Origin of the sequence: Kocuria sp. ICS0012 (genome assembly GCF_001665945.1) — a bacterium.
In the GTDB taxonomy this organism is placed as follows: Bacteria; Actinomycetota; Actinomycetes; order Actinomycetales; family Micrococcaceae; genus Kocuria; species Kocuria marina.
This window is the reverse complement of the sequence record NZ_LZMM01000066.1, coordinates 17,021-32,875: the sequence shown is the minus strand read 5'-3', so window position 1 is coordinate 32,875 and position 15,855 is coordinate 17,021. Positions and strand designations below refer to the sequence as shown.

General features: G+C 69.4%; 11 protein-coding genes. 3 read left to right on the top strand and 8 right to left on the bottom strand.

The window, feature by feature from the left end; all coding sequences use genetic code 11:
* Window positions 1–493 precede the first annotated feature (493 nt).
* A complete protein-coding gene (gene mobF / locus A5728_RS10765) occupies window positions 494–5,023 on the top strand; it encodes a MobF family relaxase (RefSeq protein ID WP_197493175.1) in 4,530 nt (1,509 codons plus the stop codon).
* A 56-nt stretch (window positions 5,024–5,079) separates the two neighbouring features.
* On the opposite strand, the gene A5728_RS10760 is transcribed toward mobF, so the two are convergent.
* Complete coding sequence (locus tag A5728_RS10760) at window positions 5,080–5,943, bottom strand: F510_1955 family glycosylhydrolase (protein WP_064847050.1); 864 nt, start codon at window positions 5,941–5,943, stop codon at window positions 5,080–5,082.
* Window positions 5,944–6,102: 159 nt separating this feature from the next.
* Between A5728_RS10760 and A5728_RS10755 the strand changes: the two genes are divergently transcribed.
* Together A5728_RS10755 and A5728_RS10750 are read left to right on the top strand one after the other, a co-directional pair.
* Window positions 6,103–6,819: a response regulator transcription factor gene (locus A5728_RS10755; protein ID WP_064847049.1), complete on the top strand. Its 717-nt coding sequence runs from the start codon at window positions 6,103–6,105 to the stop codon at window positions 6,817–6,819.
* The gene (locus A5728_RS10750) at window positions 6,816–7,325 is read left to right on the top strand and encodes a HAMP domain-containing protein (RefSeq protein ID WP_082943414.1); all 510 of its coding nucleotides are present in this window, start codon (window positions 6,816–6,818) and stop codon (window positions 7,323–7,325) included. The genes A5728_RS10755 and A5728_RS10750 overlap by 4 nt, the downstream gene beginning before the upstream one ends.
* Window positions 7,326–7,466: 141 nt before the next feature.
* Here the strand turns inward: A5728_RS10750 and A5728_RS10745 are convergent, their stop codons facing one another.
* From A5728_RS10745 to A5728_RS10715, 7 genes are all read right to left on the bottom strand, one after another.
* Window positions 7,467–7,877: a four-helix bundle copper-binding protein gene (locus tag A5728_RS10745; protein WP_064847048.1), complete on the bottom strand. Its 411-nt coding sequence runs from the start codon at window positions 7,875–7,877 to the stop codon at window positions 7,467–7,469.
* A 394-nt stretch (window positions 7,878–8,271) separates the two neighbouring features.
* Window positions 8,272–8,637 carry a DUF4913 domain-containing protein gene (locus tag A5728_RS10740; protein WP_064847047.1) on the bottom strand — a complete coding sequence of 122 codons (366 nt, stop codon included), beginning with the start codon at window positions 8,635–8,637 and terminating at the stop codon, window positions 8,272–8,274.
* Complete coding sequence (locus tag A5728_RS10735; RefSeq protein WP_064847046.1) at window positions 8,634–10,313, bottom strand: type IV secretory system conjugative DNA transfer family protein; 1,680 nt, start codon at window positions 10,311–10,313, stop codon at window positions 8,634–8,636. Before A5728_RS10735 ends, A5728_RS10740 begins: the two co-directional genes overlap by 4 nt.
* On the bottom strand, window positions 10,310–11,842 hold the full coding sequence (locus tag A5728_RS10730) for a hypothetical protein (protein WP_064847039.1): 1,533 nt from the start codon (window positions 11,840–11,842) through the stop codon (window positions 10,310–10,312). Before A5728_RS10730 ends, A5728_RS10735 begins: the two co-directional genes overlap by 4 nt.
* The gene (locus A5728_RS10725) at window positions 11,842–13,374 is read right to left on the bottom strand and encodes an SCO6880 family protein (protein WP_064847035.1); all 1,533 of its coding nucleotides are present in this window, start codon (window positions 13,372–13,374) and stop codon (window positions 11,842–11,844) included. The genes A5728_RS10730 and A5728_RS10725 overlap by 1 nt, the downstream gene beginning before the upstream one ends.
* Window positions 13,371–15,026: a hypothetical protein gene (locus A5728_RS15015; protein ID WP_064847034.1), complete on the bottom strand. Its 1,656-nt coding sequence runs from the start codon at window positions 15,024–15,026 to the stop codon at window positions 13,371–13,373. The genes A5728_RS10725 and A5728_RS15015 overlap by 4 nt, the downstream gene beginning before the upstream one ends.
* Window positions 15,023–15,817 (bottom strand): hypothetical protein, encoded by a 795-nt coding sequence (locus A5728_RS10715; protein WP_064847031.1) that lies wholly within the window; start codon window positions 15,815–15,817, stop codon window positions 15,023–15,025. Before A5728_RS10715 ends, A5728_RS15015 begins: the two co-directional genes overlap by 4 nt.
* Between the last annotated feature and the right edge of the window lie 38 nt (window positions 15,818–15,855).

The window sequence follows — 15,855 nt, the reverse complement described above, 5'->3', positions numbered from 1 at the left end:
CAAACACAACACCCCACAAACAACCACCACCCCCCCACACCCGCAAAACCCCAACCACCCCCACCCCCCCCCCGCCGCCGGTCGGCCCGGCGGCGCGCGAGAGGGCGCCTGGCCGGCGGCAGTGTTGTGGGCTGGGGGGGGGGCTGTGGACCGCTTCCGAGATTCATCCTCCGGTCTCTCCACCGGACCCACAGCCCCCACCCCAGCTCGGGCAGGTTGCCCACGCGAACAGCACATGTGGACAACCTGGGTTCGCTTGCACCCAATCGACCTGGAGTGTGGACAGCTGATGCTCTGCGGTTCGTCCTCGTTCCTCGTCCTCCCTGGGCATCCCCTGCCCACACTCCAGGTCTCGTGGGCACAACCGCGTCACATCCGTGACGGACTTTCTGGGTCGCTCCAGCCCGATGACTCGCAAGCTCGCATCGGCCCTCCACGCCCTGTCAGAACGTCACACCTCATGCATTGTTGATAACTGAGGATGAAAACGCGCATGATTGCTTCTGTGATGACCGTCCACAAGCTCAGCGCTGGGGACGGGTATGCCTACTACACCTCCGAAGTGGCCTCCGCTGATGAGCTGCGCGCTGACGGCCGGGAGCTGGGCGACTACTACACCGTGGAGGGCATGCCACCGGGGCAGTGGGTGGCCCACTCCGAGGCGCTGCTGGGGGTGTCCGGGGAGGTCACTGAAGCCCAGATGGCGGCCCTGTTCGGGGAGGGTATCCACCCGGATGCCGACCGTATCCTGGCCGCCGGCGGCACACAGGCTGACGTGGCCCTGGGGCGGAAGTTCCACAAGTACACCCAGGCCAACACCGAGCTGACCCGCCGCCTGGACGAGGAGATCGCCCGGCACGAACGCACCACCGGGGCCGCACCCACCCGAGAGGAACGCCAAGCCATCCGAGGGCGGGTGGGCGGTCAACTGTTCCGCGAGACGCACGGGCGCGACGTGCGGAACAAGGAGGAGCTGGGCCGGTTCATCACCTCCCAGACCACCCCGAAGCAGCAGACGGTGGCTGGTTATGACCTGGTGTTCTCCCCGGCCAAATCTGTCTCCCTGCTGTGGGCTCTGGGCGGAGACGAGGCCCGCAAAGCCGTCGAGGCAGCGCACCAGGAGGCCATCGCGGAGACCCTGAGCTTCCTGGAGCAGGAGGCCACCTTCACCCGGCGCGGGTACAACGGGGTGCGGCAGATCGATGTCGAGGGTGGGCTGGTGGCTACCCAGTTCCGCCACTACGACTCCCGCACCGGGGACCCGCAGCTGCACGATCATGTGGTGATCGCCAACAAGGTCAAGGGCGCGGACGGGAAGTGGTCCTCGCTGGACGGGCGCACCTTGTACCGGATGAATGTGGCCGCCTCTGAGACCTACAACGCCAAGGTGATGGAGAAAGTCTGCGCCTCCCTCGGGGTCGCTGCGGTGCCGCGCATGGCCGGTGGGAACGAGCCGATCTATGAGATCGCCGGGGTGGATCTGGACGCCATCCACCACGCCTCCTCCCGCCGGGCTGACATTGCCGGAACCTTGGATCGGCTGCACGCGGAGTTCATCGACCGCCACGGCTACGCCCCCAATGCCAAGCAGAAGATCGCCCTGGCCCAGCAAGCCACCTTGGAATCGCGGCCGGCGAAGAAGTCCGCCCGGCGCCTGTCCGAGCTGGTCGAAGAGTGGGGTAAGGAGTACGGGCAGCAGGTGGGCATGCCGGTCGGCGACGCACTGCTGACCCACGTGAGGGCGGCCGCCACTGGGATGCCGACCGGCCCGGATACGGCTCAGATTGACGTCAGTGAGCACGCCCGCCTGGTGGTGCACGAGCTATCCCAGAAACGGGCCACCTGGAGCGTGAACCACGTCCACGCCCAAACCCGCCGGCACCTGAAAGAGGCCATGATCGGGCGCACCGTGCCCGACGAGCTGGTAGCCGAAGTGGTCAAGGAAGCCACCACCACGCACAGCCTGTCCGTCACCCCGGCCGCTGACGTGCCGCGCTTGGCGGAATTCACCCGCGCCGATGGCACCAGCCAGTTCATCCGGTCCGACGCGCACCTCTACACCTCCCGGGAGGTCCTGGAGACCGAGCACCAGGTGCTCGCCGCCGCCCAGCGCACCGTCATCCCCGCCGTCTCCGCGGAGCGGTTCGAGGAGGTGCTGGCCGCGCACACCGGACCGCTCAGTGAGGGGCAGGTGGCCTTGGCCCGTGTCTTCGCCACGGACGAGAAGCTGCTCAGTTTGGGGATCGGTCCGGCCGGTGCCGGCAAGACCACCAGCCTGTCCCTGGCCGCCGATGCCGTGCGCGCGACCGGTGGCAACGTCATCGGCTTGGCCCCCACGGCGGCTGCCGCTGCCGTCATGGCGCACGACATTGGGGCCCAAGCCACGACCATTGACGCCTTCCTGATCGCCCACCGCACCGGGCGCACCGGGGCGGCCCAGCTACACGCCGGGGACGTGGTGATCCTCGATGAAGTGGGCATGGTCACCACCCCGAAGCTGGCAGAGCTCGTGACCGTGGCGGCCCGCCACGGGGCCGTGGTGCGCGCGATCGGGGATGACCGCCAGCTGGGCGCCATCGGCTCCGGCGGTGCACTGCGACTGCTGGACAACGAGGTGGGAGCAACTCGCCTGGAGGCCGTCCATCGCTTCCAGACCGAAGGGGAAGCGGCCGCGTCTTTGGCCTTGCGCGAGCCCCCGGCCACCGGGGCGGACACCCCGTGGGCCTGGTATCTGGAGAACCGCCGGGTGGTCGCCGGGGACACCGAGGCCATGACCGACACCGCACTGCGCGCCTGGATCACCGACACCGAGGCCGGGAAACGGTCCCTGCTGATCGCCACCGACAACGCCACCGTGACCGAGCTGAACGCCCGCGCCCAGGCCGCCCGGATCGCCACCGGGGCCCTGGATGCCACCGGGGAGTCCGTGGTGCTGCGGGACGGGCTGGTGGCGCATGCCGGGGACGTGGTGGTGACCCGCCGCAACGACCGGTCCTTGCAGCTCAACGGCGGTAAGGACTTCGTGAAGAACAACGATGTCTGGACCGTAGAGAAGGTCGGGGGCGACAGCGCCACGCTGTGCCACACCGGCCACGGCGGGAAGATCACCCTGGATGCCGAGTACCTGGCCCAGCACACCCAGCTGGGCTATGCCGCCACCGTGCATCGGGCTCAGGGCGCAACCGTGGACACCGCCCACGCGATCCTGGACGCCTCCACCGACCGCGCCGCCGCCTACGTGGCCGCCACCCGAGGACGAGACACCAACCAGCTCTACCTCGCCCTGGCCGACGGCCAGTCACGCGACGAGGTGCTGGAGAGCATCGCCGGGGCCTACGACCGGAACCTCTCGGCCCACGAAACGGTGGCCGCCGAGGCCATGCGTAACGGTGACGTCGCCACCCTGGGCGAAATCTATCGGGAGACCGCTGACGCTGCGTGGACGGCCAAGACCCGCACGATGGCTGTGGAGGTCCTGGGCGCGGACAAGGCCGCCGACTTCACCAGCGCCGAGGCATGGGGAGCGGTGGCCACCCACCTGCACACTGCCCAGCAGGCCGGCATGGACCCGGCCGAGCTGTTGTCGCGGGCGGTGAACCAGCGCGGCTTTGGCGGGGCCGAAGACCCCGCCGCGGTGCTCGCGTGGCGGCTGGAGCACCAGATCGAGGCCGCCCAGCGCGTCATCGACAACACCGACCGCCGACCCCTGGGCAACCTCACCGACGAGCATCTGGAGAAGCTGGCCCAGCACACTGGGGCCGCTCAGAACCTGCCGCAGGTCGAGGACCCAGGGTGGGCGGCCCACCCCTATGCCTGGATGCCCTCAGTGCAGCTGGCTGAGGCCAAGGCCAGCGCGGAAGCTGAGAACCTGGCCCTGCCCCCGGAGCTATGGGAGTCCACCACCTCGGTGCACCTGGACTGGGTGGCCCGCACGATGGGCGCTGAACAAGAGCGCCGCGCGGGCCTGTCCCCGGAACAGACGGCGGTGGAGCAGATCACCCGAGGTGAGCGCCCCCGCACCGACACGGCAGTGTTGATCGGGGAGGCGATCGCCGCCGAGCAGCAGGTGCGCGCGGTGGCCGCCAAGACCCCGGCACCGGCCCCTGTGGCGGATGGGCGGCGGGTGAGCGAAGACCTGGCGCCAACGGCGCTGATCACCGACCCGCAGGTGCCGGTGCAGTACCGCCAGCAGCTGGAGCGGCTGCGCACCCGCCTGGAGGAGCGCGTCCTGGTACGCGGGGCTGAGCTGGCCGAGGCGGCCCCGGAGTGGACTGCGGCGCTGGGGCCGGTGCCGGCCAAGCCCGCCAAGGCGGCCGAGTGGCACCAGGTGGCCGCTGAGGTCGAGGCCTACCGGAACCGCTACAACATCGCCGCCCACGAGACCGCGTTGATCCCCCGGGCCCACCAGCAGGACCCCGTGGCGGCCGCGCTGATGGCTCGCGCCACCGCGCTGCACAAACACTCCGCCCTCACCACCGCCGCCCCGCAGACACCAGAGCAGATCCGCCAGGCCGTCGATGAGGCGCACGTGGCCGAACGGGTGCGCACCACCCCGGCACCAGCTCAGGAGGCCGTGGAGACGCTGCGCGCAACCCGTGGACAGGCCGCTGACCCGCTTCCCGACCCGCAGGCCCGGGAGAACGCAGTCACCGATGCCGTCAAGACCCCGGTAGCCGAGGAACCCCAGCGGGTGCTGACCACAGAGGAACTGATCGCTCATGCCGTGGCCCAGCACCGGGCCCAGACCCAACAGGCCACCCCGACCACCGAGGCAGCTTCCCCCCAAGAACCGGCGTCCCCCACGCCGGAGCCGCAGAAGAAGGAGAGCCCCGTGTCTGAAAACGCCCAGCAGCCCCGCAAGCACACCTCCGGCCCCTCCTGGCACGCTCAACACGCTCAGGTGGCCAAGCGCATCAAGGCCGCCAACCGCACCGAGCAGAAGGCCAACCGCCAGGAGGACCAGGCCACAGCAACCCGCCGGGCCGCCGACAGCGCCCGCCGTGACAGTGGTCGCAGGCTCTAGATATGGAGCGCATTCCCGGCTTGCGGGCGAGCCAGCACCTCCGCGCAGGTGTGGGGTTAGAGAAGACGATCGGTGGTGTCGCCGCCATCGAGGGAACGCACCACGGTGCGGTCGACCACCAGCAGGGTCTCCACGTCCCCGTCCTGGGTGCGGGCGGCCCCGAGGGCAGTGATCTCCCCCAACGGCTTCTCGCTGGTAGTCCAACTTGTTCCGGCGTCGGTGCTGGTGAGCAGGCGCCCGTCGATACCGGCGCCCACGATCGTGGTGTCGTCGGCCCACGCGATGAGCGACATCAGCTGCGGGGTGTCCACCGGTGTCCAGGTGGCCCCGTGGTCGGTGGAGCGCAGCACGCCGTCCTCGGTGGTGGCCAGCACGGTTCCCGAGCCCTGGGCCACGGTCAGGGCGGCCGGGGGTGAGGGGATCGCGCGGTGGGCCCAGGTGCGTCCGTCGGTGCTGGTGCGCAGCTGCCCGTCGAAGGCGATGACCCCGGCCGGGCCGGCGGCCAGGGTGTGGAAATCCGACTCCCCACCCCTCGACAGCACGCTCCAGCTCTGCCCGCCATCGGTGGATTCGGCCAGCCCCAGCGGTTCCGGCAGTTCCGTCCCAGGACTGGGGTGCCCGGAGGCCAGGTAACGGCCCTCGGGAGTGACGGTGAAACCCATGAGATCCACCACCGGACCCACCCGGGTGAGCTCCTTGTTCTCTAGCCGGAAGAGTCCTTCGTGGGTGGCCAGCAGTACCACCCCGGTGGCCGGGTCGCGGGTGATGGCGTGCACGTGGGTGATCGCCGTGCCCGCACTGCTGGCGGCATCGGAGGGGGCGGTGGCGGGCTGGGTCTGAGGGGTGCAGGCGGCCAGGGCGCCGGCGCCGAGCAGGCCCAGTCCGCCGGTGAGCAGGTATCGGCGGGTGAGGGGGATCATGGGTCCTTTCCGCCCCCGCCATCCCTGGCGGGGGCCGCCCTCCATTGTCCGTGGGTGCAGGTGGGGTCCCGGCCTGATTGTTTGAAGGTTTGGCGAAGATTGCCGCTGCAATGGCTTGTGAACCGCTTCGGCCTGATGGTGCGGGGACACACTGGAGGCATGAACCCTGGCGCCGATTTCACCACCGTTGTAGGGCGGGTGCTGGTGGTCGATGACGAGAAGCCGCTGGCGCAGATGGTGGCCACCTACCTGGCCCGCGCCGGCTACGACGTCGCCCAGGCCTACACCGGCCCCACCGCCCTGGAGGCCGCCCGCGACCGGGACCCGGATGTGGTGGTCCTGGACTTGGGGCTGCCCGGGCTGGACGGGATCGAGGTGTGCCGGCGGATCCGGGAGTTTTCGGCTTGCTACGTGCTGATGCTCACCGCCCGCGGGGACGAGGAGGACAAGCTGGCCGGGCTTGCGGTGGGGGCTGATGACTACATCACCAAGCCCTTCAGTGTGCGCGAGCTCGTGGCTCGGGTAGCGGCGGTGCTGCGCCGGCCCCGCACCACGGTCACCCCGGCGGAGCCGGCCCGCTCCTTCGGTGAGCTCGTCGTGGACCTGGCCGGCCACGAGGCCCGGGTGGGTGGGGCGCCGGTGGCGCTGACCCGCACCGAGTTCGACCTGCTGGCTGCCCTGGCGTTGCGCCCGCATCAGGCGCTGACCCGCCGTCAGCTCATCGACACCGTCTGGGACCCGGGGTGGGTGGGGGACGAGCGGTTGGTGGACGTGCACATCGGGCATCTGCGCCGCAAACTCACCGACGCCTCGGCTAACAGGGACTACTACATCGACACCGTGCGCGGGGTCGGCTACCGGATGGTGACCCGATGAGCCCGCGACCGCCCCGTGGATTGGCCTCCCGTTTCTTCCTCGCCCAGGCCCTGGTGGTGGCCCTCAGTATCCTCGCTGCCATGGTGGTGGCATCTCTGGCCGGACCGCCCATCTTCCATGAGCACCTGGTGCGCGCTGGGACGGCCGATGATCCCACGCAACTGCTGCACGTAGAGCGGGCCTACCGCGACGCCAACCTGTGGACCTTTGGCGTGGCCCTGACCACTGCCCTGGCCTGTGCGATGGGCGTGAGCTGGTTCTTCACCCGCCGCCTTCAGCGCCCCCTCACCGCGCTTACCCAGGCCGCCGGGACCATGGCCGCCGGCCGCTACGACACCCGGGTCCCGACCATGGCCGCCGGGGCCGAGGTGGATGCTCTGGCCACCTCGTTCAACACGTTGGCCGCCCGGCTGGAACGCACTGAGCATGTGCGCCGGCGCATGCTTTCGGATTTGGCCCATGAGATGCGCACCCCCCTCTCGGTGCTTTCCGCTCTGCCTCGCTGAGCTCATGGGCCGGGGTATCACTCGGGCGGCGGGTGCGTCACGACGGTGCCCTGCATCCTTGAGGTCCCGGCCTCGATCCCATATTGGCCGCGAACTCTCCCGTGCCCGCCGCCCGAATAAGTGGTCAGCAAGCCTTCGAGCTCAGCCCAGGGCGGCGACGAGCTCGGCGCAGGCGGCCTCGCAGCGCCGGCAGGCCTCCGCGCAGATCCGGCAGTGCTCGTGCATCTCCGCGTGCTTCTCGCACTCATCAGCGCAGGCCTTGCACGCGATCTGGCAGGCGCGGATGGCGTCGAGGGTGATGTTGGCGTCGTAGCCGGTGTGCCGGGACAGGATCCTGCCGGTGGCCTCGCACAGGTCCGCGCAGTCGAGGTTGGTGCGGATGCACTTGGTCAGCTCCGCCACCATGTCCTCGGACAGGCACGCGTCGGCGCAGGCGGTACAGGTCTGGGCGCACTCGAAACAGGCTTCGATGCAGGCAGCCAGCTTCTCCTTGTCCACCCCGCCCAGGTCCTTCGGGTAGGTCTCCAGCATTGCGCTCACATGGTGCGTCATGGCGTGCTCCTTCTATCGCTGAGTTGGAACGAGCCGGCCGTCGCCGGCCCACACACAAACGACAGTAATCTGACCTTTCCCCCTGTGGGGCCGGACTTCCTTGAAGATTCGGTGAAGAAGCTGCCTGCCATCCCCTCCATGCCGAGAAAAAGGACGGCCTTCGCGTTCTGTCAGGCCCCGCCCTAGGAACACGTTAGGGGTAGGGCAAACGTTCTGGAGGCCCGCCAGGGTCGAGGAAATGTGCGGCAACCCTTGTCCGGGCATGGCAGTGGCCGGGGCCCCTGGGAAGGAGGGACCCCGGCCACTGTGGGACAGCGCACGAGTGCCTGTCCCTCGGGATGGGGCACAAGCGCCTACTGGGAAGGGATAGCGCTTGCGCCCCTGGTCTATGTGCTCACCACGTCCAGTCGGCGGGAGGTTGTTCGCAGGCCAGCGTGCGGCGTACGCCCTTCTCGACGTGCTTGGTGCCGCACTGCCCGAAGGGGCCCCCCATGGCGAACAGCACCTTGGCGTGGGCATCGAAGTGACTCACCCACCAGGTAGACATGCTGTTTTCCTCCTTCGCCACCAACCACTGAGCGTGCAAAGCGCTCAGCCGCTCCACCGCCTCGGTGTGGGCCCACCACTGGGAGCACCAGTGCATATTGGCCGACCGGTCCACGGACTCCAGCCGCGAGACCAGGCCCTCGACCCAGGTGACGAACTCCTCTTGCGTCGGGTCGTCCACCGTCTCGGTGTCCTGCTCAATTGCTTCACTCATGAACGCTGTCCTTCCGTGATCCGCTCCAACACCGGGGTGATGCGGGCTGTCAGGTCCTTGTCCTCGAACCACCGCACGGTGCGCACGATCGTGCCGCCCCCGGTGGAGGTCTTCACCCAGGCGTGCCCCACGGGGAGCTCGGAGAGCTTGGACACGGGCATGATGTCGCGCTGCTGTGTCTGCACCGACCGGGAGGCCACGCCCCGGGAGGTGGAGGTGCTGCGCACTTTCGCGTCGTAGGTGCCGATGAGCTTGCGCAGCGACTCCAGGAATTCGGTGTCATCGGAGCCGCCGCCGTAGACCTTCACCGCGGCCGCCGACCAGAGGGTGTCCCACCCGGTCCGTTGCAGCATGTCCACGCCTTGGCCACGGGTCTGGAAGTAGGCGGAGACGACGATGCCCATGGACCCGAAGAAGGAGTACCACTCGGGCAGCTGCTTGAGCTTGACCACGTTGCCCACCTCATCGAGGTCAGCCACCAGCGGCACGGGAAGCCGTCCCCCAGCACGCCGGGCGGCCTGCTGGGCGGCGGTGACTACGGCATAGACCAGGGTGGAGACGAAGGCGGCCCCGGAGCCGGCGGCGTCCTGGGTGAGCAGGATCAGGGTGTCCTTGCTGGTGACGAAGCGGTGCGGGTCGAACACCGGTACCCCGGGGGTGGGGGTGGTCCAGGCCAGCAGCTCGTCGTGGACCAACGCGGAGGACATGCGCTGGGCACTGGCGGCCACCGACCCGCGGGTGTCCTCGGGCTGACGCCCCATGCCCTGCAACGCCGAGGCCGGGCCGGTGTGGCCGGCCTGCTCCAGGTCCTCAGCCGGTTCCAGGAAGTTTGCCGAGGACACCCACCCCAGCACGTCGGAGAGCGTTTTGCCGCTTTTGGCGGCCGCCAGCAGGCACCAGGAGAGGTAGTCGCGGCCTTGGGAGTCGAACTGGGGATCACCCTTCCCACCGGCGGCCGCCCCGGCTGAGGCCGTCTCGAAGATTGAGGCGACCTCCCCGGCCGAGACCGTATCGGTGACGGTGGCCAGCAGGTCGAAAATCATGGCGGGACGGGTGCTGTCGCGCCAGATGCGTTGCGGGTCGAACAGCCACACGGTGCTGCCCGTCGTGGTCCGGGCGGCCAGCACCTCGGCCACCCCGTCGACCTTGTTCGAGGTCATCAGAAAGGCCCCGGGGGCTTCGGTGGCGTGGCGGATGACCTGGGAGGTGGTCTTGCCGCGTCCGGTGCCCCACACATGGGCCGAGCACTCCCGCCAGCCCTGATAGACCGGGTTCTTCCCCGCCAGCCCGATCGTCAGCCCCGGTCCGATGTCCTGGACCTCCGGGTGAAGCCGGTGGGCCTCCGCTGCGCGGGCGGGGCCCATGGCCGGGGTGATCCGCCCCGGGGGGCTCATCCGTCGGGCGGCCTTCTGAGTTTTGGACGGGGTGCGGGTGCCCCAGATCATCAGCGCGGCCACACCGCTCACCACCTCCAGGCCGACCAGGAAGGTCGCAGCCGTAGGCCAGTCCACCGCCCCGGTGGCCAGCTGAATGCCCAAGGTAAAGGGGTTCCAGGGCAGCTCCCCGGTCACCGGCGTCAGCACGTTCCCCAGATGGGTCAGGCCCACCGCACCCATCACGGCCGTGAACAGGATCAGCACGCCGATGAAGCTCTTGTTCTGGTCGTTGGTGTTCATGCGTTCACCCGGGCCTGGGCGGCCGCCCAGGCGGCATTGGTGTCGTGGACCCGCATTTCCCCGGCGATGAGGTTGGTCTGGAAGGGCACGCCCGGGGCCTCTCCGGTCTTGAGCATGAACCGGCCCCGCCCCGGCGGGGGCGAGGTGCGCCCGGTTTTGGGGTTGACCGAGCCCTCGGCCGACCAGGCCACCAGCAGCGCCTTCTCCTGCTCGGAGAGCGGGAAGACGGTCTCCAGCATCCCCATCTCGTTCTGCGCCAGCCCACCGAGGACTTTCATGGAGGACCGTTCCATGAACCCGGTGGCGATCTTCGTCAGCTCCTCGGTGGAGAGTTGGAGGTCTTTCATGGAGTGGGTGATCAGCAGCTGCCCCAGGCCCTTGGTGCGGTTCAGGCGGGTGATGCCGTCGATCTGGTGGACCAGCAGCTCCGAGGCGCGCAGGGCCTGCCACAGCTCGTCCATGATCATCAGGTGGTGGCGTTCTTCCATTAGCCCGGCCTCGGCCAGCGTCTTGGCCGCGGAGATCCCGGCCTGGGCGTAGGACCAGCACACGATCTGCACCGCGGCCCGCAGGTCCAGCAGCGTCTCGTCAATGGCCGACAGATCGAAGTCCACCGACTGGTCAATCTGCATTTCCTCACTGGTCGGCCGGCAGAACACGTCCCCGAACGGGCCGTGTGCGCCCAAGGCGTTGAGCCCGGCCAGTAGGTTGCGCACCTGCCCCCGATAGGCCGCCTGGTCATCGACGAGGATCGCGGCCATGATCGCCGGCCGCGCGGCGGTGATCACGTCCACCACGTCGGCGATGATCGGCTGCCGGCCCTGGCTCTCGGCGTGCTCGGCGGCCTCGGTGATCGCCATCGACAGCACCGTGGGCTCCTGCTGACGGGCATCCAACGGGGCCTTGAACACCAGTTCCAGCAGCCCGGTGAGGGCGTTGAGGCGGCGGCTGTGGATTTCCGCGCGCATCTGCCGTTGCAACGCCTCGGGCAGCTCGCCCAGCCGGCGCCACAACGGCCCGGCGTCCAGGGGGTTGATCGACCCGACCCCGGGGGCGACCCGGATGACCTGACCGCCCACCTCCACGGTAAGTCCGGCCAGGTCGGGCTTCACATCACTGGCGCCCACGAACAGGAATCCCTGGTCCACCAGGGCCAGGGCCATGCGCACGGCCACCGAGGACTTTCCCCTCGCCTGGAGTCCGAGGATGAAGCAGGAGGGGGAGGAGATGATGCCGCGCAGGAACAGGTTGATCGGGTCCCCGCAGACCACCGAGCCGTTGAGCTGATTGCGTCCCAGCACCGCCCCGACCAGCGGGGAGGAGGTGCCCACCGCGAAGGGCCACAGCCCCGCGGTCTGGTTGGAGGTCGCGGTGAACTCCGGGGGTGCCTCCACCCAGGAGTTCATCCCGCCGTGGGCGACGTCTACGCCCTTCTCCGTGAGCTCCCGGAACGCCCCGGTGCCGGCGGCGGTGGAGCGGCCGAAGAGCTTGTTGAGGATCGCATCGGTGAGCTGGTCGAAGACAGACATCACAGCGCCTTTCGCACATCAGCCGGAATGGTGGCCACGGCATCCGGGACCACGCCCAGGCCGAGGTTGAACGCGAACGCGGCGTCGTCGTTGTAGTCGCACTCCCGTAGGCCCAGCTGCACCCCCTGGGAGGCGTTGCGCCGCAGCGTGGCCGCCACCCGCGGCAGCTGCTCCGGGGCCTCCACGGTGGCGGTGACCACGATCGAGAACCGCACCAGGGACGCCCCCTCGGCCTGCTCCCGCTCAGCTTTCCGGGCCTTCTCCAGGGCGATGATCTGGGAGCTGGTCGGGCGGCGGTTCTTCTGATTCGCCGCGAACTGCGCGTTGGTCAGCGACTGCTGCACCTGGGTGGCGGACTTGTCCGGGGACTGGGGCCGGTAGAACACCGTCACCCGCTTCTGCAGCATCTCCGAGTCCGGGGCCAGCAGGGCCACCAGCGCGTTCTCCCGGAAGGTGCCGGCCGGGGGACGCCACATCTGCCAGGACTTCGACACCACCCCACCGTGCTCATACCGGCCCGGGGAACCGATTACGCGGGCCGCCGAAGGCCCGACTTCCTCCCAGCGCAAACCGGTGCCAGCCTCCGAGAGACGGGCCTTCTCCACCGCTGCAGCCGCCAGGGGGTTATAGGCCACATAGGTCTGGTCGATCAGGTCGCTCTCCTGCATCAGCGACACCGACCCCGCCCCGGCCTGCTCCAGCTGCTCCAAGAATCCGCTCAGCAGGGAGGACACGTCCGTGGCCAGCTCCTCGGCGGTGCGCTCAGGCACCCCCTCCCCCTCATTGGCCTTGGCGCTGAAGGTGAGGGCGATCCACTGCTCCAGCTTGGGCACGTCCTGGTTGAGGTTGGCCACCACCTCATCCATCGTCGCGCGTGCGAAAGCCGGCACCGACTGGGACCCGGCCTGGGCCCGTCCCACCGCCACCGCATCCGGCAGCCGCTCCCCCGGGTCCGTGGTGGACTGGGTGGTGACCGAGACCTGCACCAGCTCGGTGTTGGATCCGGCGTCACGCTGGAACGCCGCCCAGGTGCCCACCATCCGGTCCACCCGGTCCTGATCCAGCAGCCCCAACCCCGAGGAGTTGGCGATGACGAACACGGTTCCCGTCTTCAACTTCGGGTGCCACAGCATCACGCCCTGATGCCCAAACAGGTCGGTGAAGGTCACCGGCTCGGTGGCCGCCAGCACGCCCGGGGCCCGGAACGACCCATCCGGGAGCTGCGAGGCCGGCCCGGCCTTGTACGTGGTGCGGTGCTTCTTCTCCGCCCGGGAGAACATGGATCGGGCGATCCAGCGTTCGGGCTTGGACCGGCCGTGGCGGTCCTTGGAGCCGAGCACGGTGGCCACGATGAAAGCCGCCACGGCGATGCCGGCGGCCACCCAAATCTGGGAGGCCATGATGAACAGGAAGACGAGCACCGACCCCACGCCGAGCACCACGGTGGAGGCCATCGAGAACCCCAACAGCCCGGCCGTTTTGTCCTCAGCGATGTTGCCGTACTGCCGCACGATCACCTGGTTGCTACTCACAGGTCCTCACCACTTTCGATGGAGTGTTCAGCGTCCCGGACGGCTTCCCGCAGCCCGAACTCAAGTCGTTGGCCGTTGATCAACGGATTCTTGGCGCCGGTGGCCGAGGATCCTTCCCCGCCCGGGTGCCCGGCCGGCCCCGCGCCATTGGTCGCAGCCACCGGCTCGGCACCGGCCGGCCCAGACACCTCGGACGCCCCACCGGCCGCTGCCGGGGACGAGCTCGAGGTCTGCACCTGCTCCGCACCCGAAGCCCCACCGGTGCCGGTGCCGGCGGCACTGGCCGGGGCAGCACTCGTGCTGGGACTTTGGACGTTCTCCGCACCCGAGGCCCCACCAGTCGTGGTCCCCGGCGCGGACGTGGCAGCTGCACCGGCCGTGGTGCTCTCCACGTTCTCGGCCCCTGCCGGTCCGCCGGCCGGGGCAGACCCACCAGCACCAGCCGGTCCCGGGGCTCCGGCCGTACTGGAGGCACCGCCCCCAGCACCAGCACCCGTGGCGCTGGCCCCGGAAGCACCGGCACCCCCACCCGAGGCGCCGCCAGCTCCAGCACCGGCAGCACCCGTGCCGGCGGCACCAGCTCCGCCGGCGCCAGCCCCAGCGGCTCCGGCAGCGCCACCGCCAGCTCCAGCACCCGCAGCGCCAGTCCCAGCGGCTCCGGCAGCCCCACCGGCACCAGCGCCAGCGGCCCCGGCTCCGGCAGCAGCCCCGGCGGCCAAGGCGCCGACACCAGCAGTCACCGCGCCAATAGCCACCGCACCACCGAGCATCGCCAGGCCACCAGCACCCATACCGCGGGGCCCGGCGCTGACGGCCGGGACCATGACCCGGGCCAGGGCGGGCATCGACAGGCAGGCCATGAAGATGATCACGGTCCCGGTGAGCAGAGTGATCACATGGTTGGCCACCTCACCGTCGCCGGTACCCCGGATGCCGTTCATCAGCGCCAGGCCGAAGCCGTAGAGCACGGCCGCGACCGGCTTGAACAGGATCACCGCGATCAGCCAGCCCACCGCTTTGTCGAACGACTTGCGTCCCCGCTCCGTGGTCGAGGCCGCAGCGAAGATCGGCAGCAGCCCGCACAGGGCTCCGGCCACCCCGTAGGAGAAGATCACCAGGGCCGCGTTGAGGATCGACCCGAGGATGGCGAAAGGGGCCAACACGATCAGGATTCCCGCCGTGGTCAGTGCCATCTTGGACCCGGCCACAGCATCCAGGTCCATCGACTGTCCCAGTCCGTCCCGGGCCGCGTTGCCGGCGATGGTGTCCACCAGCCACGGGGCCACCTCATCGGTGACCGCCAGCGACAGGGACACCATCGAGACCGCCAGGCCGGAGACCACCACGGTGCGGATCAAACCCATCACCAGGTTCTCGGCCGACTCCCGGTTGTGGTCCCGAGCGATCCGCAGCACGGCGAAAGCCGTGCCGATGATGCCGGCGACCCCGACGAACGTCGTGGTGGCCATCTGCACCCGCTCCGTGGCCGAGCCCGCGCCCATCTCGGGGGCGCCGATGTTCAGCCACCAGGTGCCCACGAAATCGAGCATGGTGGTGAAGATTTCCACCAGCCACCCGGCCATGAACAGGATCAGCTTCTCCACCGTGTCTCCGGCGATACCGCCGGCGAGGTCTCCGACCCAATCCATCATGACTTTGGCCCCCACTCCACGTAGGGCTGGCCCTGGTGCTGGTCCCCGGTGATCATCGAGGTGCCCGAGGCCGGGTCCAGCTTCCAGTCCCCGTCCTCCCACACCAGGTCAACCTGACCGGCGATCGTCTGCGTCAGGCCGCTCTCCGAGGGCAGGTCGTAAATCAGCTGATAGGACGCCGCCTCGTCGGTGTAGTGGTCCTGGGAGTAGCCGATCAGCGTGGCCGAGGATGCGGCCAAACCTCCCTTGGCCTCCTCCAGTCCGTCGCGGATGCGCTGAGCCTTTTCCTCCAACCGGTCTCGGTTGGGGCCTTCTGCGATCGCCACCTCCGAGTCCTTGGCCGCTTCCTCACTCACCGAGGGGTCCAAGGCCATCGCGTAGGTCGCGGCCGCCATCAGCGCACCGGCCTCCGAATGGGCGTAGCCCACCCGCAGCCCCGAGTCCCGTCGCTCACATCCGCCGAACTCCGGGGAGGAAGGCACCACGCTGTAGCCGGCGGCCACCCAGTCCTGCACCTCCGGGGCCTCATCGGCCACCGAGGAGGTGTCGGTGCTCAGCTGCGCCTGGCAATCCCAGGCGAAGTCCTCCCCCGAGGCAGGGGCAGCTGCCTCTGCTTCTCCCTGGGTGGGGGCGGTCGTGGCAGCAGGAGTCGTGGGGGCCTGCACCTCATCGGGGGCGGTGAGATTGCGGATGGTCACCCCGGCCACCGCGACCAGCAGCAGTACCAGGGCGATCAGGGCCGGGCCGAACCAGCGGGGGCGGGTCCGAGTTTCGTTGTTGTTGGTGTCCATCGGGGGGTCTCCCTGTCGTTGCGGTGCCGGGTGAGGAA

What these genes read in the sequence shown, in the direction of transcription:
- mobF (WP_197493175.1), top strand. Translation starts at nt 494, where the DNA reads ATGATTGCTTCTGTGATGACCGTCCACAAGCTCAGCGCTGGGGACGGG.
- A5728_RS10760 (WP_064847050.1), bottom strand. Translation starts at nt 5,943, where the DNA reads ATGATCCCCCTCACCCGCCGATACCTGCTCACCGGCGGACTGGGCCTG.
- A5728_RS10755 (WP_064847049.1), top strand. Translation starts at nt 6,103, where the DNA reads ATGAACCCTGGCGCCGATTTCACCACCGTTGTAGGGCGGGTGCTGGTG.
- A5728_RS10750 (WP_082943414.1), top strand. Translation starts at nt 6,816, where the DNA reads ATGAGCCCGCGACCGCCCCGTGGATTGGCCTCCCGTTTCTTCCTCGCC.
- A5728_RS10745 (WP_064847048.1), bottom strand. Translation starts at nt 7,877, where the DNA reads ATGACGCACCATGTGAGCGCAATGCTGGAGACCTACCCGAAGGACCTG.
- A5728_RS10740 (WP_064847047.1), bottom strand. Translation starts at nt 8,637, where the DNA reads ATGAGTGAAGCAATTGAGCAGGACACCGAGACGGTGGACGACCCGACG.
- A5728_RS10735 (WP_064847046.1), bottom strand. Translation starts at nt 10,313, where the DNA reads ATGAACACCAACGACCAGAACAAGAGCTTCATCGGCGTGCTGATCCTG.
- A5728_RS10730 (WP_064847039.1), bottom strand. Translation starts at nt 11,842, where the DNA reads ATGTCTGTCTTCGACCAGCTCACCGATGCGATCCTCAACAAGCTCTTC.
- A5728_RS15015 (WP_064847034.1), bottom strand. Translation starts at nt 15,026, where the DNA reads ATGATGGATTGGGTCGGAGACCTCGCCGGCGGTATCGCCGGAGACACG.
- A5728_RS10715 (WP_064847031.1), bottom strand. Translation starts at nt 15,817, where the DNA reads ATGGACACCAACAACAACGAAACTCGGACCCGCCCCCGCTGGTTCGGC.